This is a genomic window from Brevibacterium pigmentatum, assembly GCF_011617465.1.
Classification (GTDB): domain Bacteria; phylum Actinomycetota; class Actinomycetes; order Actinomycetales; family Brevibacteriaceae; genus Brevibacterium; species Brevibacterium pigmentatum.
This window is the reverse complement of record NZ_CP050153.1, coordinates 816,685-841,800: the sequence shown is the minus strand read 5'-3', so window position 1 is coordinate 841,800 and position 25,116 is coordinate 816,685. Positions and strand designations below refer to the sequence as shown.

The 25,116-nt window shown below is 65.5% G+C and carries 17 protein-coding genes; 4 read left to right on the top strand and 13 right to left on the bottom strand.

From position 1 onward, the window contains the following. Positions 1-9 precede the first annotated feature (9 nt). Together GUY30_RS03635 and GUY30_RS03630 are read right to left on the bottom strand one after the other, a co-directional pair. A complete protein-coding gene (locus tag GUY30_RS03635; protein WP_167194167.1) occupies positions 10-1,200 on the bottom strand; it encodes a MarP family serine protease in 1,191 nt (396 codons plus the stop codon). A gap of 9 nt (positions 1,201-1,209) precedes the next feature. After that, a complete protein-coding gene (locus GUY30_RS03630) occupies positions 1,210-2,577 on the bottom strand; it encodes a PrsW family intramembrane metalloprotease (RefSeq protein ID WP_228281661.1) in 1,368 nt (455 codons plus the stop codon). A 771-nt stretch (positions 2,578-3,348) separates the two neighbouring features. Between GUY30_RS03630 and GUY30_RS03625 the strand changes: the two genes are divergently transcribed. Beyond that, positions 3,349-5,310 carry an LPXTG cell wall anchor domain-containing protein gene (locus GUY30_RS03625; RefSeq protein ID WP_167194165.1) on the top strand — a complete coding sequence of 654 codons (1,962 nt, stop codon included), beginning with the start codon at positions 3,349-3,351 and terminating at the stop codon, positions 5,308-5,310. A 60-nt stretch (positions 5,311-5,370) separates the two neighbouring features. Here GUY30_RS03625 and GUY30_RS03620 read toward each other — a convergent pair whose 3' ends face one another. From GUY30_RS03620 to GUY30_RS03595, 6 genes are read right to left on the bottom strand one after another with little or no spacing between them, the layout of a single operon-like run. Then, on the bottom strand, positions 5,371-6,159 hold the full coding sequence (locus GUY30_RS03620) for an HpcH/HpaI aldolase family protein (protein ID WP_167194163.1): 789 nt from the start codon (positions 6,157-6,159) through the stop codon (positions 5,371-5,373). Further along, positions 6,144-6,929, bottom strand: a complete 786-nt coding sequence (locus GUY30_RS03615) for a fumarylacetoacetate hydrolase family protein (protein ID WP_167194161.1) — start codon at positions 6,927-6,929, stop codon at positions 6,144-6,146. Before GUY30_RS03615 ends, GUY30_RS03620 begins: the two co-directional genes overlap by 16 nt. 11 nt (positions 6,930-6,940) lie before the next feature. Continuing rightward, on the bottom strand, positions 6,941-8,077 hold the full coding sequence (gene hpaD, locus GUY30_RS03610; protein WP_167194159.1) for a 3,4-dihydroxyphenylacetate 2,3-dioxygenase: 1,137 nt from the start codon (positions 8,075-8,077) through the stop codon (positions 6,941-6,943). 7 nt (positions 8,078-8,084) lie between these two features. Next, a complete protein-coding gene (gene hpaE / locus GUY30_RS03605; protein WP_167194157.1) occupies positions 8,085-9,590 on the bottom strand; it encodes a 5-carboxymethyl-2-hydroxymuconate semialdehyde dehydrogenase in 1,506 nt (501 codons plus the stop codon). Further along, entirely contained in the window at positions 9,587-10,327 is a 741-nt protein-coding gene (locus tag GUY30_RS03600; protein WP_167194155.1) for a GntR family transcriptional regulator, read from the bottom strand. The genes hpaE and GUY30_RS03600 overlap by 4 nt, the downstream gene beginning before the upstream one ends. Next, positions 10,288-11,778 carry a fumarylacetoacetate hydrolase family protein gene (locus tag GUY30_RS03595; RefSeq protein WP_167194153.1) on the bottom strand — a complete coding sequence of 497 codons (1,491 nt, stop codon included), beginning with the start codon at positions 11,776-11,778 and terminating at the stop codon, positions 10,288-10,290. The genes GUY30_RS03600 and GUY30_RS03595 overlap by 40 nt, the downstream gene beginning before the upstream one ends. 129 nt (positions 11,779-11,907) lie before the next feature. Here GUY30_RS03595 and GUY30_RS03590 point away from each other — a divergent pair, with 129 nt between their 5' ends. Next, a complete protein-coding gene (locus GUY30_RS03590) occupies positions 11,908-13,305 on the top strand; it encodes an MFS transporter (RefSeq protein ID WP_167194151.1) in 1,398 nt (465 codons plus the stop codon). 50 nt (positions 13,306-13,355) lie between these two features. Beyond that, positions 13,356-15,296, top strand: coding sequence for an FAD-dependent monooxygenase (locus GUY30_RS03585; protein WP_167194149.1), 1,941 nt, complete (start codon positions 13,356-13,358; stop codon positions 15,294-15,296). A gap of 45 nt (positions 15,297-15,341) precedes the next feature. On the opposite strand, the gene GUY30_RS03580 is transcribed toward GUY30_RS03585, so the two are convergent. From GUY30_RS03580 to GUY30_RS03560, 5 genes are all read right to left on the bottom strand, one after another. Continuing rightward, a complete protein-coding gene (locus GUY30_RS03580; RefSeq protein WP_167194147.1) occupies positions 15,342-16,901 on the bottom strand; it encodes a hypothetical protein in 1,560 nt (519 codons plus the stop codon). Positions 16,902-16,995: 94 nt separating this feature from the next. Next, positions 16,996-17,460: a hypothetical protein gene (locus GUY30_RS03575; protein ID WP_167194145.1), complete on the bottom strand. Its 465-nt coding sequence runs from the start codon at positions 17,458-17,460 to the stop codon at positions 16,996-16,998. Positions 17,461-17,649: 189 nt separating this feature from the next. After that, on the bottom strand, positions 17,650-19,260 hold the full coding sequence (locus GUY30_RS03570; RefSeq protein WP_167194143.1) for an HNH endonuclease: 1,611 nt from the start codon (positions 19,258-19,260) through the stop codon (positions 17,650-17,652). Between the two features lie 86 nt (positions 19,261-19,346). After that, entirely contained in the window at positions 19,347-19,958 is a 612-nt protein-coding gene (gene udk, locus GUY30_RS03565; RefSeq protein ID WP_228281660.1) for a uridine kinase, read from the bottom strand. 51 nt (positions 19,959-20,009) lie between these two features. Then, positions 20,010-21,551, bottom strand: coding sequence for an FCD domain-containing protein (locus GUY30_RS03560; RefSeq protein ID WP_167194139.1), 1,542 nt, complete (start codon positions 21,549-21,551; stop codon positions 20,010-20,012). Between the two features lie 154 nt (positions 21,552-21,705). On the opposite strand from GUY30_RS03560, the gene GUY30_RS03555 reads away from it, so the two are divergent. Next, complete coding sequence (locus GUY30_RS03555) at positions 21,706-25,113, top strand: bifunctional proline dehydrogenase/L-glutamate gamma-semialdehyde dehydrogenase (RefSeq protein WP_208091481.1); 3,408 nt, start codon at positions 21,706-21,708, stop codon at positions 25,111-25,113. Positions 25,114-25,116: the final 3 nt, after the last annotated feature.

Genomic DNA, 25,116 nt, shown 5'->3' with positions numbered 1-25,116 from the left:
GCACTGGTTTCAGTTCGTGCACTGACCTGTCGGCTGCGGTGCACGTTCGGCGGCACCGGCGTCGAGTTCGTCAGCGATCTCAGCTCGGGTGAGGGCGTAGCCGGTTTCGTCATCGGTGGCCGAGCGGGCGAAGACCATGCCGACGACGTTTCCGTCGGCATCGATGAGCGGGCCGCCCGAATTGCCTTCCCTCACGATTCCGCGCAGTGCATAGACCTCGCGGACGACCGACTGCGAATCGTAGATGTCGAGTCCGCGGGCATTGATCTTCTCTCGTACTCGAGTCGGTGAGATCGTATAGGGACCGTTGGCGGGGAATCCGACGACGACGGAGTCGTCGCCCGGTCCGAGCCCGTTGCCGAAGTCGAGGGCGAGAGCATCGAGTCCCTGTACCCGGAGCACGGCCACGTCGGCCTCGGCATCGAATTCGACGACCTCGGCCTGGTAGGGTCGGCCCTTGCCGCCCACCTGCACTGCGAGTTCGGTGGATCCGGCCACGACGTGGGCGTTGGTGGCGACGAGTCCGTCTTCGTACACGAATCCGGAGCCTTCCGAACCGGTGGCGCAGCTGGTGGCTGTCGTCGTGATCTTGACGACCGAGTCCTCGACGCTGCGACCGACGTCGACCATACCTTCGTCGGGTTCTCCGACTCCCCGGATCTGTTCGGGCTGGCCGGAGAACACCTGGGGGAACCCGGAGGCGCTCAGTCCCTTCGCCAGTCCGCCCAGCGCATTCTGGGAGGAGTAGGGAATAGTGCGGTCGATCGCGGCGATGACGGCGGAGTCGGCGACCCAGCGGTTGGGTTCGACGAGCGGGGTGGTGCGGATGAATCCGGCGGCGAGCCAGATGACGAGGACATAGACGATTCCGGCGGTGACGGTGCCGCCGACGGCGTCGATGCCCTGGCCGAGATCGGAGTCCATATTGTGCTTGATCCACGCCCCGATGCCGCTGCCGGCGAAGGCGAAGAGCACGCTGAGGACCAACGGCATCGAGGCCAGCAGCATGAGCACGCCTTGGTTGTCCATGACGTCGGTGCCGGCGCTCAGCGATTCGACGAGCGGGGAGAGCAGGCGCCCGAGGATCCAGCCGACGATGAAGCCCGCCGCGGTTCCGAGGGCGGTGATGATGCCCTGGCGGAACCCGGCGAAGAGCGCCCCGACGCCGAGGACGATGAGGAGAATGTCGAAGATCGTCACCGCTGGAACTTACCGCATCGGCTGTTGGGAGACGGTCTGGTTGGAGGCCGCGAGCAGACGTTCGCGGGCGTCGGAGAACTGCTTGAGCTCGGCCCGTTCGATCTTGCGTTCCTGTTCACCGCCGATTCCAGAGAGCACCCGCATCCGCGTCGTCGACAGCTTGCCGGAGGTGCGGATCATGGTCTTCATCTCCTCCTTGCCGCCGGGGAACGACTTCGCCCAGTCGCGACCATTCTTCCGGCCCTTCCAGGTGCCGAGCATGTCGACCTCAGCATGGGTGAGCCAACCGGAATTCGCATAGTCGCCGAGCATGTTCTGCGTATGCATGCGTTCGCTGCGGCGCAGGATGAGGCCGAGCGTGACCCAGGCCGCGGATAGGATGGCGCTGAGGACGATGAGGCCAATGATCTGCGGAAGCATTCCGCCCATCACATCACGGGTCGCTTGGCCGAGGACACCGAGGAGCGTCATCGAGGCGTTCCAGAAGCCGTGCAGGATCATGCCGAGGAGGAGACCGGGCAGCCACATGAGGATGAGTGACCACCACGGCCATTTGCGGGCGGCAAGGCCGATGGATACACCGGCGCAGGTTGAGAACGCCGTGTGGAGCAGCGGCGATCCGAGGCAGCGCATGGCGAATGTCACTGCCAGTCCCGGAAGTTCGCCGTCGTTCCACGACTGGCCGAGGTAGAGGATGTTCTCTGTGAAGGCGAAGCCCGCACCGATGAGTGAACCGTAGACGAGCCCGTCGAGGGGCCCTTCGAAGTGGCGCCGGGCGGCGAGGACGATGACGAGCAGGAGAACGGTCTTCGTCGATTCCTCGAGGATCGGAGCCTGAATGACTGCACCGATGACGTCGGGCACTCCATTTATGCCGATCATATAGAGCGCGACCTCGCCGACGAGTGAGAAGCCGAGGGTGAGGATCACCGAGGCGACGGCACCCCAGAGCAAGCAGATGCCCAAAAGCAGCTTCGGCTGGGGCCTCCAGCGATCGAGCCAGAGCACATAGGCGATGATGCCGAGAAGAGGGATCGCTGCGAGTCCGATGAGTCCGAAGAGGCGGACCCCGAAGCTCAGTCCGCCGAGCAGGGCAAGTAGTGCCAGTCCGATGACAAGCCCGACGAGTACGAGGATCGCGGCGACCAGGCGAACGATGTTACCCGTCGAATCAGGTGCGGCCTCCGGTTGTGCCTTCCGCACGGCGCCGGTCCAGGGAGTGTCGGTGACGACCTGCTGAGGTGCCTGCATTCCTGCGCGGATCCTCATCTCCTGCGTCACCGTCGGGGCAAACCGCGGCTGAGCATAGACGCGAGCCTGTGCAGGCGGGGGCGCATACATCACCGGCTGACCCTGCGTCATCGGCTGGCCGGGCATGGGTTGCCCTTGAGGCGGCATCTGGTGGCCGGGAGCAGGCTGCATCTGAGGCTGGCCGTGCATTACCGGTTGGCCCTGCATGGGCGGCTGCCCCTGCGGCGGCACTGGCTGCCCCTGCGGCGGCATGTGCCGGCCAGGCGCCTGGGGTCCATTCTGTCCGCGCATGGGCGGCTGCTGCGGATTCGGCTGCTGCGATCCCTCCGGCCGAGGCCGGAATCGATCGTGGTTCTGCTGCGGCTGATTCTGCTGCGGCACTTGGCCGTGGGCAGGGGGAACGTTCGGGTTCGGTGGGCCCTGCACCTGGGGCGGCTGCGGTCTCTGCGAACCGGGACCGTTCTGTGCCGACATAGATCGTCCTTCTGCAATGGGGGAATTTCCGCTCACCTCAGTCTAAAGTCCCAGCCCGCTGTGAACGCCCTCGTCATGTATCCGTCCAGCAACACTTCAGCCGACTGCCACGTTCTGCAGACGACTACACGAGCCCCACTCAACCATTTTCGGCTGTGGACAATCGCGAATTCTTCGACTCGGTCTCGGCCGAGGAACCGGACGACAGTGAAAGCGCCTCGAGCCATTCGACCGTCGTCCGACAGTCGCCATCACCCACCACACGTGCCAGCCACTGCCCGTTCCTCCCGGCCCCACTCCCCTCCCTTCGGAGATCAGTACGATCACCACTCACACGTCAAAACCTGTGGACGCTCAAAACGGTATCCACAGCCCCTCAAACAGCCCTAGCTGGCCAGGCAGCGCCCAGTGTCGAATCGGTCCATGATCACTCTCAGACTCGCATCGCTGCGCACCGCGCTGCTGCTCACCGTCCTCACAATCGCTTCGCTCATCGGGCTGGGACCGGCCATGGCCGCGGGACCACCGGTCAGTCTCGGCGAGGTTCCGGTTCTCGCCGCTCCCAACGCCTACGGACCGGGCATCTGGCACCACGCGAAACAGGGCAAGACCTGGTACGGGTCCTACCGCACCTTCCCCGACACCCCTGCCTACTGCATCGATGCAGGCAAGAAGTCCCCGCTGCCGAAATATTTCAAAGGAGCGAAAGCCGACGAGATCACCTCGGCCCGTACCGCATGGGCGCTGCACGAATACGCGGGGTCGAAATCGAAGGATGTGCAGGCGGCGTTGAGCGCGATGGCCCGCCTCGACAAAGCGCTCCCCCACGATCACACAGTGCCGCCGCAGAAACCGGCTGACCTGGGCACAAAGTTCGAAGCGGCCGCGAAGAAGTACTCGACGATCCTCGCCGAGGCGAAGAAGTTCGCCGGGCCATACACTCTCGACATCAGCCTCGAACCGGTGCTGCGCATGCCTGTGCTCGAACCTCACACCGCCCCGGAGTCCGCTCCTTCTCCTGATTCCTGGGCCTCCGACTCCAAGGACAGCGACCGCAGCGCCGACAAGGGTAGCCCCGACAAACCGAAGATCCTCGGCACGCCCACCGACGAGGCGACGCTGACGGTCTCGCTGACCAGTGCATCGGGAGCCCAGGTCCCCGACGTTCTCATCGCGCTGAAGACTGCCGGCACGACGAAGGCACCGACGACCCTGACCACGGGCAAAGAGCCAGTGACCACAACGCTGCAGGCGAGCGCGCCCGGAAAACTGTCAGTGACCGCCTCGGCGAAGGTCGCTCCGCAGACCGTGCGAGTCCTCGAACCGACCTCCGGCACGCGGGTACAGCGAGTCGTCACCCCGGACACTCCCGACTCCGTCACGGACAAAGCGTCGCTCGAGCTCAGCTCCCAACCGAAGGTGACCACCGAGATCTCCGACCAGTCGCCGACGCCGGGTGAGACGGTCACCGACGAGTTCACCGTCTCCGGCCTCATCGGCGACCACACTGTCACCGTCGAACACACCCTGTGGCAGACCGCGACGGCCCCGAAGCAGGGCACGAAGAACGATGATGCACGCGAAATCGCGTCCGTGACCTCGAAGGATGTCGGCAACGGCACCCACACATCCGGTGAGGTCACCGTGCCCGAGGACTACCGCGGTTGGCTGTACTTCACCGAGACGATCGCCGGGGACACGTCGACGAAGGAATGGAAGGGAATCCACGGCCAACCTCGTGAGACCGGATTCGTCCCGTGGACCCCGACCGCCGACACCGAGGCGGTGCTTGAGGGCACATCGACCCACGACGAGGTGGCCGTGACCGGTCTGCGGCCGGGTTCCGAAGCCGTCCTCACCATCACCGCCTACCATGTGGAGACCGAACCCGAGCAGTCGAAGGAGACCGCCGGCACGGAGTTGTCCGTGCAGGACTTCACCGTCATCGCCGACGAGAAGGGCCACGTCGAGATCAGCACGGAGCCGATCGACATGCCCGTCGGCTGGGTCACCTATGTGACGACGATCGAGGGCAGCGACGTCAATAAGGCGTGGACGAGCGACTGGGGCGTCCCGGCCGAAACCGTGCATCGTCCGCCCGAGGAGATGCCGTCCACTCCCCCGGCACCACCGGAGGAGCCAAGCACACCGCCGGCCCCGCCGGAACAGCCTGAGGCTCCCGAGTCCCCGGAGCAGCCCGAGACCCCACCGACCGAACCGGTCGCAGAAACTCCCGCGGCGCCCGAGACACCGGCGGCCCCGGCCCCCGAGCTGCCTCGCACCGGCACAACCGGAAACGGAATGCTCATCGGACTGGGCATCGTCCTCCTCGGGCTCGGCTCAACGATCCTGCTGATCTCCGGCAGCCGCCGCGACAAGGAGTGAAACACCCTATGAATACGCCTCACCCCCGACCGCAGACGCGCGGTCGGGGGCGACGTGTGCTCAGTCCTGAACCCAGGTGTCGGCCCAGGCGCGGGCACCGTTCATCATCAGACCGACATCGGCACCGACGAGGACGAAGGACGCTCCGGCCTCCAGGTACTTCCGTGCCTGGTCGGGGTCGAAGGCATTGACTCCGACCGGTTTGCCGGCGGCCTTCACCGCCTCGAACGTCCGCGCCACCGCATCGGTGACGTCCGGATGGGTCTGCTGGCCGAGCAGACCCATCGACGCGGCCAGGTCGGAGGGTCCGACGAAGATCTGGTCGACTCCGTCGACCGCGGCGATCTCGGCGGCATTGTCGACCGCGGTCGCCGATTCGATCTGCACGGTCAGGGACACGAACTCCTCCGCACGACCCAAGTACCCGTCCACGGCATTCCACCGGGAGGCCCTGGCCAGGGCCGAACCGACCCCGCGCACACCTCTCGGCGGATAATGGACGGCCGCCACAGCCGCCTCGGCGTCGGATTTCGTATCGACCATCGGCACGAGCAGATTCTGCGCGCCGAGGTCGAGGTACTGCTTGATGAGCACACGATCATTCACCGGCACCCGCACGACCGGGGTCGCCGGGTAGCCGTTCATCGCGCGCAGCAGACTCGTCGTGGTCTCGAGTCCGATCGGAGAATGCTCTGCGTCGATGAGCACCCACTGCATCCCCGAGGCGGCGGCGATCTCGGCGGCCACGGGCGAACCCGAGCACACCCACATCCCGGCCAGGTACTCGCCATCGCCGAGTCCGGTCACACGGTCTGAGAAGGTCTGCGGCAGTTCTACTCGAAACGGCATGTGATGACTCCCAGCTCTCCGTAGTCGGCGTGGACGGTGTCGCCGCGATGGGCCCACATGGGGCGGGTGAACGATCCGGCGAGCACGGTCTCTCCGGCCTGCAGCACATCTCCGTGTTCGGCGAGTTTGTTCGCCAACCACACGATTCCGCGGGCCGGATGGTCGAGGACGGCGGCGGCGACTCCGGAGTCCTCGATGGTCTCGTTGCGATAGAGCAGAGCGTTCACCCGACGCAGGTCGACGGCGTCGACGGCGACCGGTCGTCCACCGAGGACCATCGCACCCAGTGCCGCATTGTCCGAGATGGTGTCGACGATCGTGCGCCCCTCCATCTCGATGCGCGAGGACAGGACCTCGAGTGCGGGAACGACGTACTCGGTGGCGCGGAGGACGTCGAAGAGACTGACATCGGGTCCGCGCAGTTCGTCACGCAGCACGAAGGCGAGTTCGACCTCGATGCGCACGCCCGAATACTGCGAATGATCGATCACGGACCCGGTGTCATAGACCTGATCGGCGAAGATCGCTCCGTAGTCTGGTTCGGTGATCCCGGTGGCCTGTTGCATCGGCTTCGAGGTCAGCCCGATCTTGTGACCGTAGAGTCGACGGCCGGCGGCTTCACCGCGACGGCGCCATTCGTTCTGCACCGCATAGGAGTCCTCGACCGTCATATCCGGATACTTCGCGGTCAGCAGACTGATCTTCGACCGCGTCCGCTCCGCTTCCGCGAGATCGTCGGCGATGGCCGCGATCGTTGCCTCATCGAGCATGTGGATTCCTTTCAGAGCTGGTTGCCCAGCTTGCCCTCATTCTCATCCGCGCGGGTGTAGGAGAACCCGTCGGCACCGATCGTCACGGCCATCTCCGAATCGTCCGTGCGGGCGTGCACGGGCTGCGGGTTGCCGTCGAGATCGAGGACGAGCGAGGCGTCCGTGTACCAGGACGGCACGACGGGGTTGCCCCACCAGTCGCGGCGCTGATTGTCGTGGACGTCCCACGTGATGACCGGGTTGTCCGGGTCGCCGGTGTAGTAGTCCTGCGTGTACACCTCGACGCGGTGACCGTCGGGGTCGCGCAGGTAGAGGTAGAACGCGTTCGAGACGCCATGGCGGCCGGGTCCGCGCTCGATCGATTCGGACCGGCGCAGGGCACCGAGCTTGTCGCAGATGGAGAGGATGTTGTGCTTCTCATGGGTGGCGAAGCAGACATGGTGCATGCGCGGTCCGTCGCCACCGGTCATCGCCGTGTCATGGACGGTGGACTTGCGGCGCATCCACGCGGCGTAGACCGTGCCCTCCTCGTCCTGGATGTCCTCCGTGACGCGGAAGCCGAGGTCCTGCATGTACTTCACGGCCCGCGGCACATCCGGGGTGACCTGGTTGAAGTGGTCGAGGCGGACGAGTTCGCCGGGGATGTGCAGGTCGTAGCGCCACGACATGCGTTCGACGTGATCGGACTGGTAGAAGAACTCGTACGGGAAGCCGAGCGGGTCGACCACGCGCACGGAGTCGCCCACGCCCTTGACGAAGCCGTCGGGATTGCGTCGGACATCGCAGCCGAGTTCGGTGTAGAAGGCCACGGCCTTGTCGAGCTCTTCCGGGCTGCGCACCCGGTAGGAGAACGCAGCCACGGCGGCGACCTCGCCCTTGCGCAGGACGAGATTGTGGTGGATGAACTCCTCCGTCGAACGCAGGTAGAGCGTGTTCTCGTCCTCTTCGGTGACGTAGAGTCCGAGCACGTCGACGTAGAATTCCCGCGACGCGGCGAGGTCGGTGACGACGAGTTCCATATAGGCGCAGCGGAGGATGTCGGGCGGGCTCACCTGCGGAGTGGCGATGGGGTTGTCGGTGGAGATGCCCGTCTCCTGGCTGACGAAATAGCCGGCCGAGGTCCGGGTCATATCAGTGCGTTTGGTCATGGCTGCTTCACTGCTTTCCGAAGACGGGGTTGTGGACCTCGCCGAGGTTGATGTGCACGGACTGCTGTTCCGTGTAGAAGTCGATCGACCGGTAGCCGCCTTCGTGGCCGAGTCCCGAGGCCTTGACGCCGCCGAAGGGGGTGCGCAGATCGCGGACGTTGTTCGAGTTCAGCCACACCATTCCCGACTCCACAGCCTGGGAGAAGTTGTGGGCGCGCTTGAGGTCCGAGGTCCAGATATAGGCGGCCAGACCGTACTTCGTGTTGTTCGCCAGCTCCAGGGCCTCCTCGTCGGAGGAGAACGGGGTGATGGCGACGACGGGGCCGAAGATCTCCTCCTGGAAGATCCGCGCGTCGGGCTGCACATCGGCGAACACGGTCGGCTGGACGAAGTTTCCGGTTTCGAAGCCTTCGGGGCGTCCGCCGCCGGCGACGAGGCGGGCCTCGGACTTGCCGATCTCGACGTAGGACATGACCTTCTCATAGTGCTCGGGGTGGACGAGCGCAGCCACCTCGGTGGCGGGATCAGAGGGCAGGCCGACCTTCACGCGCCCCGCCTGAGCGGCATAGCGCTCGACGAATTCGTCGTAGATCGATTCCTCGACGAGGATGCGCGAGCCGGCGGTGCAGCGTTCCCCGTTGAGGGAGAATACTCCGAAGATCGTGGCGTTGACCGCGGCATCGAGGTCCGCGTCGGCGAAGACGACGGCCGGGGACTTGCCGCCGAGTTCCATCGACAGACCCTTGAGCCAGGGTGCTGCGTTGGCGAAGATCGTCTGTCCGGTCGAGGATTCGCCGGTGAAGGAGATGAGCGGAACGTCGGGGTGCTTGACGAGCGAGTCGCCGGCGAAGCCCTCCTCACCGAAGCCGTTGACCATGTTGAACACTCCGGTGGGCAGTCCTGCCTCTTCGAAGATGCCCGGCCACAGGGAGGCCGAGAGCGGGGTGAACTCTGCGGGTTTGAGCACGACGGTGTTGCCGGTCGCGATCGCCGGTCCCAGCTTCCAGGACTCGAGCATGAACGGGGTGTTCCACGGGGTGATGAGTCCGGCCACGCCGATGGGCTTGCGGTTGACGTAGTTCGCCTGGCGGCCGGGGACCTTGAAGGCGTCGTCGACCTGGGCCACGATGAGGTCGGCGAAGAAGCGGAAGTTCTCCGCCGCGCGCGCCGCCTGGCCCTTGGCCTGGGTGATCGGCAGCCCGGAGTCGAAGGACTCCATCGCGGCGAGTTCGTCCTTGCGGGATTCGACGATGTCGGCGATCTTGTTGAGGATGCGGGCGCGGTCACGCGGAAGCATCCGCGGCCACGGGCCCTCGTCGAAGGCTTGCTTCGCCGCTGCGACGGCGGCTTCGATATCGGCTTTCTTGCCCGAGGCGGCCTTGATGTAGGTCTCGTTCGTCACCGGGTTGAGCACGTCGAATTCGTCTCCGTCGACGGAGTCGACGAATTCTCCGCCGATGTAGTGGCGGATCTTCTCCGGCATACCTGCCGGCGGGGTGGTGGACTGTGTCATGACTTGTCCTTTCGTGAATCTGCAATCAAATCCGTGCTTGGGGCTGTGGTCGTCTGGGAGTTCTGGAAGCTGCGCAGAGTGGCCGAGCGGTGCTCGCGCACGGCCCGTTCGACCTCCTGCGCCGAGGCGCGAGCCCGGATGAGGGCGACGATGCGGGAGTGCTCCTCCACCGACTCGAGTGCCCGTTCGGGGACGAAGGAGAACGTCGAATCCCGCAGGTGGTTGAGCCGGTCCCATTCGAGTTCGACGAGGGTGCACAGCCGCTCGTTCGGGCAGCGCCGGTAGAGCATCTCGTGGAACTCGTGGTTGAGCCGAGTGAACTCGGCCGGTTCGAAATCGTCGAGCAGAGCCCGCATCCGATCGTTGATCTGCTCCGCAGCATCGAGATCATCGACGCCGAGGTGGCCCTGTGCTTGGGCGACGGCCGCGGCCTCGAGGATCGCGACCGTTTCCATCGACTGGGTGTAGGACCCTTGGTCGACCATGGCCACGCGGGCCCCGACGTTGCGTTCGAAGGTCACGAGCCCGTCGGCTTCCAGCCGGCGGATGGCCTCACGCACCGGCACCACTGAGGTGTCGAGTTCGAGTGCGATCTGCGCGAGCACGAGCTTGTGCCCGGGCTGATAGGTCTGGTCGGCGACGCGTTCGCGGATCCACCGGTAGGCGGTCTCGGCCTTGCTCAGGGACGCAGTCGCAGTCACCGTGAGGCCTTCCACTCGTCGAATTTCGCCTTCCATTCGCCCTTGGGCGGGAAGAGCTCTTCGATCGGGTTGCCGGCGGCGACCTGTTCGGCCACCCAGCCGTCCTCGATCTCCTTCGCCAGTGCCGCGTCGACGACTTCTTCAACGAGGTCACGAGGGATGACGATGGCTCCGTCGTCATCGGCGACGATCACATCGCCGGGCAGGACGGTGGCGTTTCCGCAGGCCACGGCCACGTCCGATTCCCACGGCACGTGCTTGCGGCCGAGCACGGCGGGGTGCTTCGCGGTGGAGAACACGGGCAGGATCTCGGCCACCTCGGCGGAGTCGCGGACTCCCCCGTCGGTGACGACGCCGGCGGCGCCGAGTGATTTCGCGCGCAGGGCGAGGATGTCGCCGAGGGTGCCAGAGCCGGATTCGCCGCGGGCCTCGATGACGACGACCTCGCCGGGGCGGATCGAGTCGAAGGCCTGTTTCTGTGCGTTGTAACCGCCGCCGTGGGACTTGAACAGGTCTTCGCGGTTGGGCACGAAGCGCAGCGTCTTCGCGGTGCCGACGATCTTCGCGCCCGGCTTCAGCGGGGCCACGCCTTCGATGACGACATTGTTGAGTCCGCGCGACCGCAGCTGAGCCGACAGACCCGCGGTCGGAGCCTCGGTGAGTTTGGCGATGAGGTCATCGCCGAGTGCCGTCGCGGCAGTGTCATCGGCATCGCCCTCCGGGGCGAGTCCGGCGGCTTCGCGTGAGCCCCAGGCATCGACGGTGAGTGCTTCGTTCACTGCGGGCAGGCTGCCGAGGTTCTCGTCGAAGTCTCCGGGGCCGTCGACGACCGTGGTGGTCAGTCGTCCTGAGCTCAGCTCTTCCCCGTTCGCCGAGGCGGCCGTGACCTCGACCTCGACCGTGTCGCCTGGGGCGACGACGGAGGATCCGGCAGGGGTGCCGGTGAGGATGACGTCGCCGGGCTCGAGGGTGAGGTGCTGACTGAGGTCCGCAACGATGCGCGGGAGGGTGAAGATGAGCTGATCGGCGCGCGTGCCGTCGTCCTGGACGACTTCGCCGTTGACCCAGGTGCGCAGGCGCAGGGAGTCGGGGGCCGCCTCGGCGGCGGGGATGAGTTCGGGACCCAGCGGGGTGTATCCGTCGCGGCTCTTCGACCGCACGTTCGATCCCTTGTCCGGGGTCTTCATGTCGTAGAGGCCGAAGTCGTTCGACGCGGTCACGCCTGCCACATACGACCAGGCCTCGGCCTCCGTGACGTTGCGGGCGGGGCCCCCGATGACGATGGCGACCTCACCCTCGAAGGCGAGCAGCGAGGTGCCTGCGGGGCGTTCGATGGTCTGGCCGGTGGCGGCGACGGAGCTGGCCGCCTTGAGGAAGTACGACGGCTGAGCGGGGCGCTTTCCCCGTTGTGCCGCACGGGACTCGTAGGCCACATGAACGGCAATGATCTTGCCCGGACGGGTCGGAACACCTACTGGAGTCGACATCGATCTCACACCTCATTTCGGTTGGCTTCACCACAGATCGTATATGATACGGTTCCCGAGGACAAATAATCCAGGCCACACGGAACGTGGCCGAAATGCACGGCAGACGCACGACAGGACACAGGAGTCATGGCAGCACAGAAGCACACTCAGACCCGGGTGGCGTTCGCGACGATGGTCGGCACGAGCATCGAATGGTACGACTATTTCCTCTATGCGGCGGCCTCGGGACTGATCTTCAACGAGCTCTTCTTCGGCCCGCTCGGATCGACGCTCTCGACCATGGTCGCCTTCGCGACGGTCGGGATCAGCTTCCTCTTCCGCCCTCTGGGCGCATTCCTCGCCGGACATTTCGGTGACAAGCTCGGCCGCCGGGTGGTCCTCATCGTCACCCTCATCGCCATGGGCGCGGCAACCGCGCTCATCGGCTTCCTGCCGACCTTCGAATCCGCGGGCGTCCTGGCTCCGATCCTGCTCATCGCGCTGCGCATCGTCCAGGGAATCTCGGCCGGCGGCGAATGGGGCGGCGCCGTTCTGCTCGCCGTCGAACACGCGGATGAGAAGTCACGCGGACTGCGCGGTTCCTTCCCGCAGATCGGCGTGTCCATCGGCCTCCTGCTGTCCTCGGGCGTGCTCGCTCTGATGACGTCGATCGCCCCGGGCGATGCCTTCCTCGAATGGGGCTGGCGGGTGCCGTTCTTCCTCTCCATCGTGCTCGTCTTCGTCGGCTACTGGATCCGCCGCGGAGTCGAGGAATCCCCCGTATTCCACGAGATCGCCGAGCGCAAGGAACAGGTCACGAACCCGCTGGGCATGCTCATCAAGAGCCACTGGCTGCTCGTCATCCTCGCCTCACTCGTATTCATGGGCAACAACGCCGCCGGGTACATGACCACCGGCGGATACATCCAGAACTACGCCACGGATCCGGCCGGACCCATCGGCCTCGAGCGCGGTCCCGTGCTCTGGGCCGTCGCCGCCTCGGCGGTGTCCTGGCTGGTCTTCACGATCATCGCGGGAGCCGTCTCGGACAAGATCGGACGCCGGAAGACCTACATCCTCGGCTGGATCCTCCTGCTCGCGGGCATCTTCTCCCTGTTCCCGCTGGTCAACACCGGCTCGGTGGGCATGCTCCTGCTCGGCCTCGTCGTCCTCACGGTCGGCCTGGGCTTCACCTACGGTCAGCAGCCGGCGATGTACGCCGAGCTGTTCCCCTCCAGCGTCCGCTTCTCCGGAGTCTCGGTGTCCTACGCGATCGGCTCCATCCTCGGCGGCGCCTTTGCTCCGACGATCGCGAAGGGACTCGTGTCATCGACGGGAACGACCGCCTCGGTGGCGGTGTACCTGGGCGTCGTCGCCGTGCTCGCCCTCGCCGCAACCCTGCTGCTGCGCGATCGCACCGGCATTCCGCTGGGCCCAGACCACGAGGACGAACAGTCAGTGAGCCCGATCATCGGGATCGGGTCGCCGCAGGTGACCAGCGATGACGTGATGGCGGCCAACCCGAAAACCTCAGATCGTATATGAACTGATAGCATTCGAGTATCACGACGACGTGTCAAGAACCGGAGGTTGACATGCATTTCCATCAGAACGGCTATGTGTCCGCAGACCCGCGGATCGAGGAGGCCGCTGGGTACGGAATCGCTCGCGCAGAGGATCTGCCCGATGAGGTCGATGTCCTCATCGTCGGCAGCGGTCCGGCGGGGATGATCGCGGCGGCCCAGCTCTCGCAGTACCCAGACGTGAACACGCGGATGATCGAGAAGCGCGATTCGCGGCTGGTCATCGGTCAGGCCGACGGCATTCAGGCCCGCTCGGTCGAGACCTTCCAGGCGTTCGGCTTCGCCGAGGAGATCATGCGCGAGGGCTACCACATCACGGAGATGTCGTTCTGGAATCCGGACCCGGAGAACGCCGAGAACATCATCCGCACCGGTCGGCCCAAGGACGACGATTACGGGATCAGCGAATTCCCGCACCTCATCGTCAATCAGGCACGCGTTCTCGACTACTTCGCTCAGTTCGCCGCCCAGTCCCCCGGGAAGATCACGCCCGACTACGGGATCGAGTTCGTCGACCTCACGGTCGACGGGGACGCTCCGGCCGCCTCGGCGAAGGATCATCCGGTATCCGTGACCGTCCGCTACACCGCCGGCGAGCGCGTCGGTGAGGAACGGACCATCCGCGCAGGCTACGTCGTCGGCTGCGACGGAGCACGGTCGAAGGTGCGGTCGGCGATCGGCCGGACGTTGACCGGCGATCAGGCCAACCATGCCTGGGGTGTGATGGACGTGCTCGCGAATTCGGACTTCCCCGATATCCGCACCAAGTGCGCGATCTCGTCGAAGAACGGAAATATTCTCCATATCCCCCGCGAGGGCGGGCACCTGTTCCGGATGTACGTCGACCTCGGCGTCGTACCCGAGGATGATGCGCGGAAGGTGCGGTCGACGAGCATCGACGAGATCATCGCCCGCGCCAACGCGATCATCGCGCCCTACAGCGTCGATGTGAAGAAGGTGGCCTGGCATTCGGTCTACGAGGTCGGGCACCGGCTCACGGATGCCTTCGACGACACTGACGAGACCGATCCGGCCTCTCAGTGCCCGCGCGTGTTCATCACCGGCGATGCCTGCCACACCCACTCGGCGAAGGCCGGACAGGGAATGAACGTGTCGATGCAGGACGGGTTCAACATCGCGTGGAAGCTCGGTCAGGTCATCTCCGGCCGATCGTCGACGGAGCTGCTGCGCACCTACTCTGCCGAACGTCAGGTGGCGGCGAAGAACCTCATCGACTTCGACAAGGAATGGTCGACGCTCATGGCGACTCCGCAGGAAGAGCTGCCGGAGTCGACGTACCTCGAGGACTTCTACGTCAAGACCGCAGAGTTCCCCGCCGGCTTCATGACCGAGTACACGGAGTCGATGATCACGACGCCGACGACTCATCAGGAGCTCGCCGCGGGATTCCCGATCGGCAAGCGGTTCAAGTCGGCTCGGGTCAAGCGCAGCTGCGATGCGAACTTCATCCATCTCGGGCACGAAGCCCGCGCTGACGGGCGCTGGCGTGTCTACGTCTTCGCTGATCGTGCCGCTCCGGTCGTTGACGGCTCCGCCAGTGGCGACGGCGCAGCCGGCGAGTCGAAAGTGGCGGCGCTGGCTGCGTGGCTCGAATCGGATCCTGCCTCTCCCCTGGTCGCCTACCGTCGGGACGGTGAGGACCTCGACGCCCTCGTCGAACTCAGCGTCATCTACCAGCAGGAACACAAGGAGTTCGCCTTCCCCGATGTGCCGACGGTCTTCCGTCCGCATATCGGCGCCTTCGATCTTGAATACGTGGAGAAGATCTACGCGACCCTGCCCGATGAGGACATCTTCGAGGCCCGTGAGATCAGCCGCGACGGCGCCGTCGTCGTGGTCCGCCCCGACCAGTACGTCTCAGGAATCTTCCCCTTGGATGCGCACTCCGAGATCGGCGACTACTTCGCGAAGTTCTTCGAACCCGTGAAGTGATACAGACCGCTTTCCGCCCTCAGTCGAATTTCGGTTCGCTGAGACTCAAGCGCCCTCGACCGTGTGTCGGGGGCGCTGTGCATTTGCCGCGAATCCGCAGATACCGGCCGCGGCGAGTGAGGCTGCTCCGATGAGCCACAGTCCGAAGCCGAAGGACGGCCGTCCAACTTCCATGCCCCCGATCGGCGTGCCGTCGGGCAGCTGACCGTCCCACATAATCGTCGGAGGGTTGAGAAGGATGGCGACGAAGATGAGGACGATGAGCGCGGCGATGAGCACGGCCGCCACGTTCCACCACTGGTCAGCGGCGAAGCCGAGGCCGAGCGCGGCAAAGCCGACCACAATCGCCCAGAGGAGAATGAAAGGCGGCAGCATTTCACCGCCGTCATCGAACGTCAAGTCCCCCAGCGAGGTCAATCGGATGCGAGGGCCGACGCCGTTGAAGCTGTCGACGACGGGGATGAAGATCGTGGCGATCCACATGGTGACCGCGATGAAAGGCAGCAGCCGGGCCAGCTGTTGCAGTTTGCGTTGGCGTCGGCGAATGATCTTTTCCGGCGGACGCTTTGCCTGCCGCTGCATCTGCCGCTGCCTCTGCCGATCTATCCGCCGCCGATCGCTGAGGAGTCCGCTGATGCCTGCGGCAACGAGTGCAAGGCAGCCGATCGTCCAGAGATAGTGGCCCTCTGACGGATACCCGACGATGAAGGCACTGAGCTTTTCGCCAGCGGCATCGGTGCTGGTCACCCGCTCTCGCGGAAGATCGGTGACCATCGTCGCCTGCTGGATGAACAGGCCGACTCCGGCTGCCACCGACAGAAGAGGCCAGTGGGCGAAGGTGTCGAACCGTTTCGCGGTAGTTGCGCAGACGAGAACGACCACCCAGGGCAAGATGATTTCCGAGGTGAGGTCGGCGAGATCGAAGGGTACCCGTCCGAGCGATGTCACCGTGAGTCGATCATCACCATGGTCGCCGCTGTCGAAAAGCGGTACCCAGATCATCAGCACCCAACAGGCCAACGCGACCCACGGCAGCCGTTGCGCGAGGCGGTGCGTTCGGTTCCCTCGGGGCCATGGGGTGATTCTCGAGTTTGCGTGGTGAACGGGTGCTGCTTCATCGCGCAGTGCTGTCCCACTACCAGGGACAGCCCTCCTCCGCCTGACGTCGCCGAGGAGGCCGCAGACTCCCGCTGCCAGCAGACAGAGACAGCCGATGAGCCACAGCCCTGCGCCCATCGACGGTTGTGCGACGACCGTCCCGAAGATCGGCCGCCCCTGATCGTCGACGGCGTCCCACATGATCGTCGGCAGATTCATTAGCAGTTCGGCCAGGACAAGGAACGCACAGAGACTCAGAAAGAGGGTGCCGACGGACCACATACGTGCGACGACGTCCGGCCACGGGTGCATATCTGGCTGAGACCGGACGGTGAGGAGTAAGGCAGAAGCTGCGCACGCGAAGACCCCGAGTGCGACCAGGATGTACGGCATACGAGCTTCTTCGAGGTCGAAGGGCGCTCCACCGAGGGCAGTGACGATGATGCGCGGCGGGTGCGGTGATTCGGAGGTGTCCTCCGGACTGGCGCAGATTGGCACCCACAGCATGACGATCCACAAGCAGAGGGCAGACAGAGACAGAGCTTGGGCGGATCGCAGCAGCCATCTGCCGTCCGCGACTCGCACCGTCGCGGGGCGAGCCTCACTCGGCGGGACCATGGCGCTTCGACATGCAGCGTTTGATCCGTTCACGGCGATAGTGGTCCTGTTGGGCGGCGGCGACCAGACCACAGATTCCGGCGGCGAAGAACAGAAGGCTCCCGAGCACCCAGAGGCCGAACCCGGCCGCGGGATAGGCAACTTCCATGCCGCCGGTGGGCGTGCCATTGGCCGTCTGCCCGTCCCACATCATGATCGGCGGGTCGGCCACCATCTGCAGGAGACGCAGCCCCAGCACTGTGCCAAGGACGATGGCCGCGATCGACCACCACTTCGATGCGAAGAGCAGCCAGGCGGTGAACGCTCCGGTGAGAATGACGATCCAGAGCACGAGGTAGACCTCGTCGAGGTCATTCATGTCGATCGGCGAGAACCCGAGCGATGTCACGCGGATTCGCATCGAGCCAGGGCCTCCGCTGTCGAGGACCGGCACGAAGATCGTGATCACCCAACACGCCACCGCCCCTAAGGGGAGCACACGCGCCACGAGGTTGAGACTTCGCCCCCGCGCAGTCGTCAGTGGTGTGCTGTCGTGTTCACCCGCCCTGTCCATAACCACGATTCTCTGAAGCATCCGTGTGACAGATGTTCCCGCCATGTTCCAGATCCGACACGTGTTCCAGATCCGACTCGTGGCTCAGTCCGACCCGTAGACAGCCTGCACCAATTCCTGCTCGACCGAGCTGCCTCCGCAGTCCCTTGCGGTCGGCCGCCGGTGCGCATTGCGTCTGCGCCACTCGGCGATCTTCTCGGCACGGGTGCAGTACCGTGGCGGCAGCTGGTCGGGCAGGACGAAGCTCGGGGCGATCGTTTGGAATTCGATCGGAAACTCCCTCTGTGTACGAGGTTCCTCACCCGACGGAGGCGACTCGTCCCGCGGTGTCTGTTCATCTCGCTGCGGTTCGAGGAATCGGGAGAAGGTCTGCCTCCAATCGGTCTCCGGCGGCGATTTTCCGGGTTCGGACACTGCTTCGGGACGCGGGAACCGCATGCGGCGGACCACCGCGGGAGTGGTCACCTCGTAGGATCGTCCGCTCGGCGTGGTGACGCGAAGCCCTTCGGCTGTCGCCTCGTGCTTCCACCCGGGATGTTCCTTCGCGTAGTTGCAGGATGCACACAGCCCTGAACCGTTCTCCCAGGTGGTGGCTCCGCCAGCGGCAACGGGAACGGCGTGATCGGCATGCCGGATCGGCGCATCGCACCACGGTGTCCGGCACACATCGTCGCGGAAGGTGATCATCTGCCGCAGTCGGCCGGTGAATTCCCGACTCTTCGCATCCATCCCCACAAGCTGCCCGTCATCGGGGCGAGTGAAGACCCGGCTGATGAACATCTTTGCTTCGTTCGCGGCGATGAACTTCCGTGCCGTCTTCGCCGGCAGCGGTCCGAACCCGGGCAGCCAGGCGGGTACGAGCCCGTCAGAGAGCAGGGATTCGGCTTCGACGAGCAGATGGATCTCCGCGGGCACCGCCGTCGCACTCGTTTGGCCGCTCAAACGTTCGACGAAGGCGTCGGCGAGCACCTGCTGGCGATTCCGCCCGCCTGCGTCACCGGCGGCAGTGACCGACTCGGCACCGGCTCTGAGGCTCTCATAGGCGGCGACGGCCTGTGGAAGCGGCAGGATCGCAGAGATCCTGGCCATCCCGTCGTCGATCACGGTCATGGTCACGCGACGATTGGTCACGGCTTTCGCTGCCCGCTTCGCGGCCGCCTCGGCGTCCATCTCCGTACTGAGCGCCCGCACTTCGGCACGCAGGCTCCGCAGCCCTGACGGTTCCAGACTGCGCTTCATCCGCGTATCGACTCTGCGCCGATCGGCAGCGTCGAGGACCGCGGTTTCGTCGACCATGATCCGTGCCTTGTCCTCGGAGATCTTCCCCTTGGACAGGGCTTTGAAGGTATTGGGCATGCCGATGACGATCGAGCGGGCGGTGCTGAGGAACTTCCGCCCCGATCCGGGCGAGACCTTCTTCGCCAGCCCGACCTCGTCTCCGGCACGTTTTCCGCAGTCGAGCGCGGGCACCCGGTTGAGCCGGTCCCGCTCGATGCGCAGCGCTTCGAACGCCACTGCCTCCCGCGACTGTGCGGCGACGACGGCAGACTTGAGCTCTTCGAGCGCAGTGATCCGCTCGAGTGTCTGTGCCTCGGTGCCGCCTGGGTCGAGACCGCGCAGGAGCTCACCGAACCGAATGATCTCGGTCAGCGGATCCGGAACCGGCGCTGGTTCCCGTGCGGTGTCGACGTCCATATGAAAACGGTACCCGTCGGCGCTGACACGACTTCGCGAACGGCCCCGAAGGACCCAGTACGGCCAGGTCAGATCCTATTTCAGCTTCAGCCGACTCCGCGCTGGATACGGTTGAGGATCATGTCCATGGCGACGATGTTGTGGCCGCCATCGGGGATGATGAGGTCGGCATTGCGCTTCGACGGCTCGACGTAGAGTTCGTGCATCGGCTTGACCGTGCCCAAGTACTGGTCCTCCACCGACTGCAGCGTCCGCCCACGGTCGACGACATCGCGTTTGATCCGGCGCAGCAGGCGCACATCGGCGTCGGTGTCGACGAAGAGCTTGATGTCGAGCAGCCGGCAGATGCGCGGTTCGGCGAAGATGAGGATGCCTTCGACGATGATGACCGGCGCCGGTTCGACGCGCGTCGTCTCGTCGCTGCGGTTGTGGATCGAGAAGTCGTAGACGGGGCTGTCGACCGCTTCGGAGTTCCGCAATGCGGTGAGATGGTCGACGAAGAGGTCATTGTCGAAGGCATCGAGATCATCGTAGTTGACCTTCTCGCGCTCCTCGTAGGTGAGCTCGTCGCGCCGTTTGTAGTAGTTGTCGTGGAAGAGCACGGACGGCGGTCCTTCGCACTTGTCCAACAGCGCCTGAGTCAGCGTCGTCTTTCCGCTGCCGGTTCCGCCGGCCACGCCCACAACCAAAGTGTCCACGGCACAAATATAGACCACGACCTCCGCCGAGGCGGGACCCGGCTTCCGTACTCATCCGAGGCTGCGGGTCAGCTGAGTCCACAGTTCCTGGTCGAAGCGCCGCCTGCCCAGCAGACCGGCCATATGTCTCACCGCATTGTCGACCTTGCCGCGCCAGACCTCGATCGCCGTCCTCGCATCCGCCCGACTGAGCGCACGGAACATGGCCCGATCGTCGCTGACGATGCGGTCGCTGGCCGGAGAATAGTCGAGCTGCAAGATGGAGATGAACAGGCGCAGCCGCAGAGTCAGGGCTTCGAAGGCACGGGCCGATTCCCGCAGGCCCGAAGCACGGGCCAGCTCCTGTTGGAAGTGGAGGTCGGCGTCCTCGACATCGATTCCGCTGCGCGTCGGCGCCGAGGCTTCGACCTGTCGCAGAGCCAGCTGCACGGGCACGAGGTAGCGCTGCGGACGCAGGGCCAGGGACCTGAGCACAACCTCCCCGATGGCCATGCGTGCGGCGTAGAGGTCGAGCACGTCGACGGTCGTGATCAAAGGAATCCGCGCGCCGCCGCGGGATCCGTCGAGCAGTTTGTCATCGACCATCCTTCGCAGCGCCGCATCGACCGAGGCCCTGGGCACCTGCATTCGGCGGGAGAGCAGGCGCGGATTGATCCGGTCCCCCGGCTCATATCCGGAGTCGATGATCTCCTCGCGCAGCGCGATCGCCAGATGCTCGGTGATCGATCGGGTCTCCTTCGGCAGCCACGACGATATCTCCATTGAGTCAGAAGTAATAGAACTTTTCCGAGGCTCGTACGGGGCCGATTCCCACCACAGCACACCTTCGAGTCCGTTCCGGACGCGGTCGGCGAGCAGATCGAGCAGGGACCCGGGGATGTCCTGACACTCGCCGAGGCGGGTCTTGAGTGCGCTGACGAAATCATCGAAATCCGCGCACGCCCTCACCCGGGTTCCCGCCCCGCCGGAGAGGTCGTCAGGAACCTCGCCGAGGGGGTCGAAGACGAGGAAGTCACCATCACCGTCGAGCAGGGCGAGCAGTTCGGCGGTGGGCACCTGCCGATGCTCGCTGTCGAAACGCTGCGCCCACCGCCCGACGCCTGCGGTGCGCAGGGCCGCGGTGATTCCCGCGATGCGCCGCTGAATTCGCCGAGGCGGCACGATGGTCGCGGACTCTCCGCGAGGGCCGCCCCCACCTGCATCGTTCCTGCGAACGCCGACGATGACGAGGGGAAACCCGCTGGCCGCGAGGATGAGCTCCGAGGCACCGGCCACCTCGGCGACGGGGACCGTCAGCGCCCGCACCGACCGGGAGACGATGCTCTGACTCAACCCCGTCGCCTCGGCCAGGGCACGAGTCGAATAGTCCCGTCCGGAGATCCTGGCCCCCGCGGTGGCAACGAGGGCTTCGACCACCCGATCGGCGGTCTCCTGGATCGGCGGGCGGCCGCTGCGGGGACGATCAGCGAGGTCGGATCGGCTCGCCCAACGACGCAGGGTCGACGGTGATGCTCCCGTGCGCGCGGCCGCCTCGGCGAGGGTCGACGTCGTCAGCAGCGACACCGCGTCACGACGGAACTCAGCGGAATACATCCCTCTATCTTAGGACTTCTGACTCAAACATTCTCGGCGTTCCACTCCATCTCTTCACCCCCGGATTTCGGCGGCGCATACTGATCTCACACCCCGGCTCCACGGTCAGCGCCGATACGTGAGAGCACAGAATCCGAGCACCGAAGGAGCACAGTTGCTGCACACCGAAACCGACCTCGCCACGCTCACCGCCCAGTCGATCGACACCGTCCGCCGGTGGCTGCGAGTGTCGACGTCGATGACCACGGCGAAGAACCCCGCGGCCGAACGCCTCTCCGCCGTCCTCTCCGACGACAACGGCCTCGACTTCACTGTCGGGTTCGTCGATCGGGTCGTGCGCACTGACGATGTCCACGCCGCCGCCGACGCGCTGGCCGAGGTCGGCAAGTTGACGCCCGAGACGATGTCGTACCTCGACCGCGCACAGATCAAGGCCGGTGCCGCACTGGGCAAGATCGCCCCGCAGGTCGTCGTGCCCGCCGCCCGCACTCGTCTGCGTCAGATGGTCGGGCATATGGTCGTCGACGCCCGGGACAAGCAGTTCGGCAAGACCGTCGCCGCGCTCACCGCCGACGGTCACCGGCTCAACATCAACCTCCTCGGCGAGGCCGTGCTCGGTGACGGCGAAGCCGACAACCACCTGGAGCAGACCCACCGGCTGCTCGCCCGCGACGATGTCGACTATGTGTCGGTGAAGGTCTCCTCCGTGGCCTCGCAGATCTCGATGTGGGCCTTCGACGAGACCGTCGACTACGTCGTCGACCGCCTCCGTCCGCTCTACCAGCAGGCCGCGAAAGCCCCGACCGGTGCGAAGTTCGTCAACCTCGATATGGAGGAGTACCAGGACCTCGAACTGACGATCGCGGTATTCACGCGCCTGCTCTCCGAACCGGAGTTCAAGGATCTCGAGGCCGGAATCGTCATCCAGGCCTACCAGCCCGATGCGCTCGGTGCCGTGCAGCGGCTGAGCGAATTCGCTTCCCGTCGCGTCGAGAACGGCGGGGTCGGGATCAAGGTCCGCCTCGTCAAGGGCGCGAACCTCGCGATGGAGACGGTGCATGCCGAGATCGCGGGTTGGCCTGCCACGACGTGCGATTCGAAGCAGTCCACGGATGCGAACTACAAGCGGGTCCTGCACTGGCTGTTCACCCCGGAGCGGATGAAGGGCCTGCGCATCGGTGTGGCCGGCCACAACCTCTTCGACATCGCCTTCGCCCACCACCTCTCCGTCGAACGCTCGGTGACCGATCGTGTCGAGTTCGAGATGCTCCAGGGCATGGCCAGCGAGCAGGCCGCCGCCGTGACCGAGGACGTCGGAGACCTCCTCCTCTACGTTCCGGCCGTGCATCCGAACGAGTTCGACGTCGCGATCTCCTACCTCGTGCGCAGGCTTGAAGAGAACTCTGCGTCCGAGAACTTCATGTCCGGAATCTTCGACCTCGCCAACGGCAACGACGTGTTCAAGCGCGAAGCCGACCGGTTCACCGCGTCGGTCAACCAGCTCGAATCGATCCTCGACGCCGAGGGTGAGACCGCACCGGCCCCGAACCGCCACCAGAACCGGTCGACCGAAACACTCGGCGAGACCGTGGCGCCGACCCGGTTCTTCAATGAACCCGACACCGACCCGTCTCTGCCGGCCAACCAGAAGTGGGTGCGTAGCATCATCGCCGAGGCGACCGCCCCCGGCTACCTCGACGACCGTCCGAACGCGCCGAAGGTCGATTCCACGGATGAACTCGATGAGATGATTGCCCGCGGTCGCGCCGCGGCCGCCGACTGGCGGGCCCTCGGCGCCGCCGGTCGCGCCGAGATCCTTCACCGGGCCGCGGACATCTTCGCTGCCCGTCGCGGCGAGTTCATCGCCGTCGAGGCGGCCGAGGTCGGCAAGATGCCGTCCCAGTCGGACCCAGAGGTGTCCGAGGCCATCGACTTCATCCGCTACTACGCGCTGAATTCACTCGAGCTCGACAACCTCGAGGGTGCAGAGTTCACTCCCGATGAGATGGTCGTCATCACTCCCCCGTGGAACTTCCCTGTGGCGATCCCCACCGGCGGCACCGTGGCGGCGCTGGCGGCCGGATCCGCGGTCATCCACAAGCCGTCGAAGCCGACCCCGCATTGCTCGGCGCTCATCGTCGACTGCCTGTGGCAGGCCGGAGTGCCCAAGGACGTGCTGCAGCTGTGCGCTCCGGTCGAGCGGGAGTTCGGCCAGCACCTCGTCTCGCATCCGGATGTCGACCGGGTCATCCTCACGGGTGCCTCGGAGACCGCGGCGATGTTCAAGTCCTTCCGTCCCGAACTCCACGTCAATGCGGAGACCTCGGGCAAGAACGCACTGGTCATCACCCCGGCGGCGGACCGAGACCTCGCCATGGCCGACCTCGTGTACTCGGCGTTCGGACACGCCGGGCAGAAGTGCTCGGCCGCCTCTTTGGGCATCATGGTCGGATCGACCTACGATTCCGAGCGCTACCGTCGCCAGCTCATCGATGCCGCCTCGTCGATGGTCGTCGACTGGCCCTCGAACCTCGCCTCGACCATGGGCCCGCTGACCGAGGATCCCTCGGACAAGCTGCGTCGGGCACTGACGACGCTGGAGCCCGGCGAATCCTGGCTGCTCGAACCTAAGCAGCTCGATGACACCGGGCGCCTGTGGAGCCCGGGAATCAAGGACGGGGTCAAGCCCGGTTCCTTCTTCCACCTCACCGAGGTCTTCGGCCCGGTGCTCGGTCTCATGCATGCGAAGGATCTCGATGAGGCCATCGAGTTCCAGAACGCTGTGGACTTCGGTCTCACCGGCGGCATCCATTCCCTCGACCCCGAGGAAGTCGCCACCTGGCTCGATCGCGTCGAGGTCGGCAATGCCTATGTCAACCGCGGAATCACCGGTGCGATCGTGCGCCGGCAGTCCTTCGGCGGCTGGAAGCAGTCCTCGGTCGGGCTGGGGTCGAAGGCCGGCGGCCCGAACTACCTCATGCTCTTCGGCCACTACGCCGATGCAGGCAACCAGGATCTCGAGGCGGCCAAGGCCGATGACAAGCGCTGGTTCGAGGCCGAATTCGGTGCGGCGAAGGACCACACGGGACTGCGTGCGGAGGCGAACATCTTCCGGTACCGACCCCGCCCGGTGACGCTGCGCGTCACCGCCGAGGCGAGCCTGTTCGACCTCGAACGCTCCCTGCACGCAGCCCGCACGGTGGACTCGCCGGTGCAGCTGTCCGTGGCCGAAGATGTGCCCGCAGAAGTGAAGATCGCCGTGACGAATGCCGGTGTTCCCGCCCGCACCGAGACTGCCGCCGAGTTCGCCGAGATGGTCGGCCAGGGTCGCTACGACGACACCGTGGGGGCTCGCATCCGCGTGCTCGGTCGGTTCGAGGACGAGCTGCTGGCCGCAGCCGCGCCTCGCCCGGAGGTCGCGATCATCGATGAGCCGGTGACCACATCGGGACGTGTGGAGCTGCGCTACTACGTGCAGGAGCAGGCGGTGTCGATGACCTTGCACCGCTTCGGCAACCCGAGCCGCGACTTCCACGAGCTCGCCGCCACCCTCACCTCCTAATTG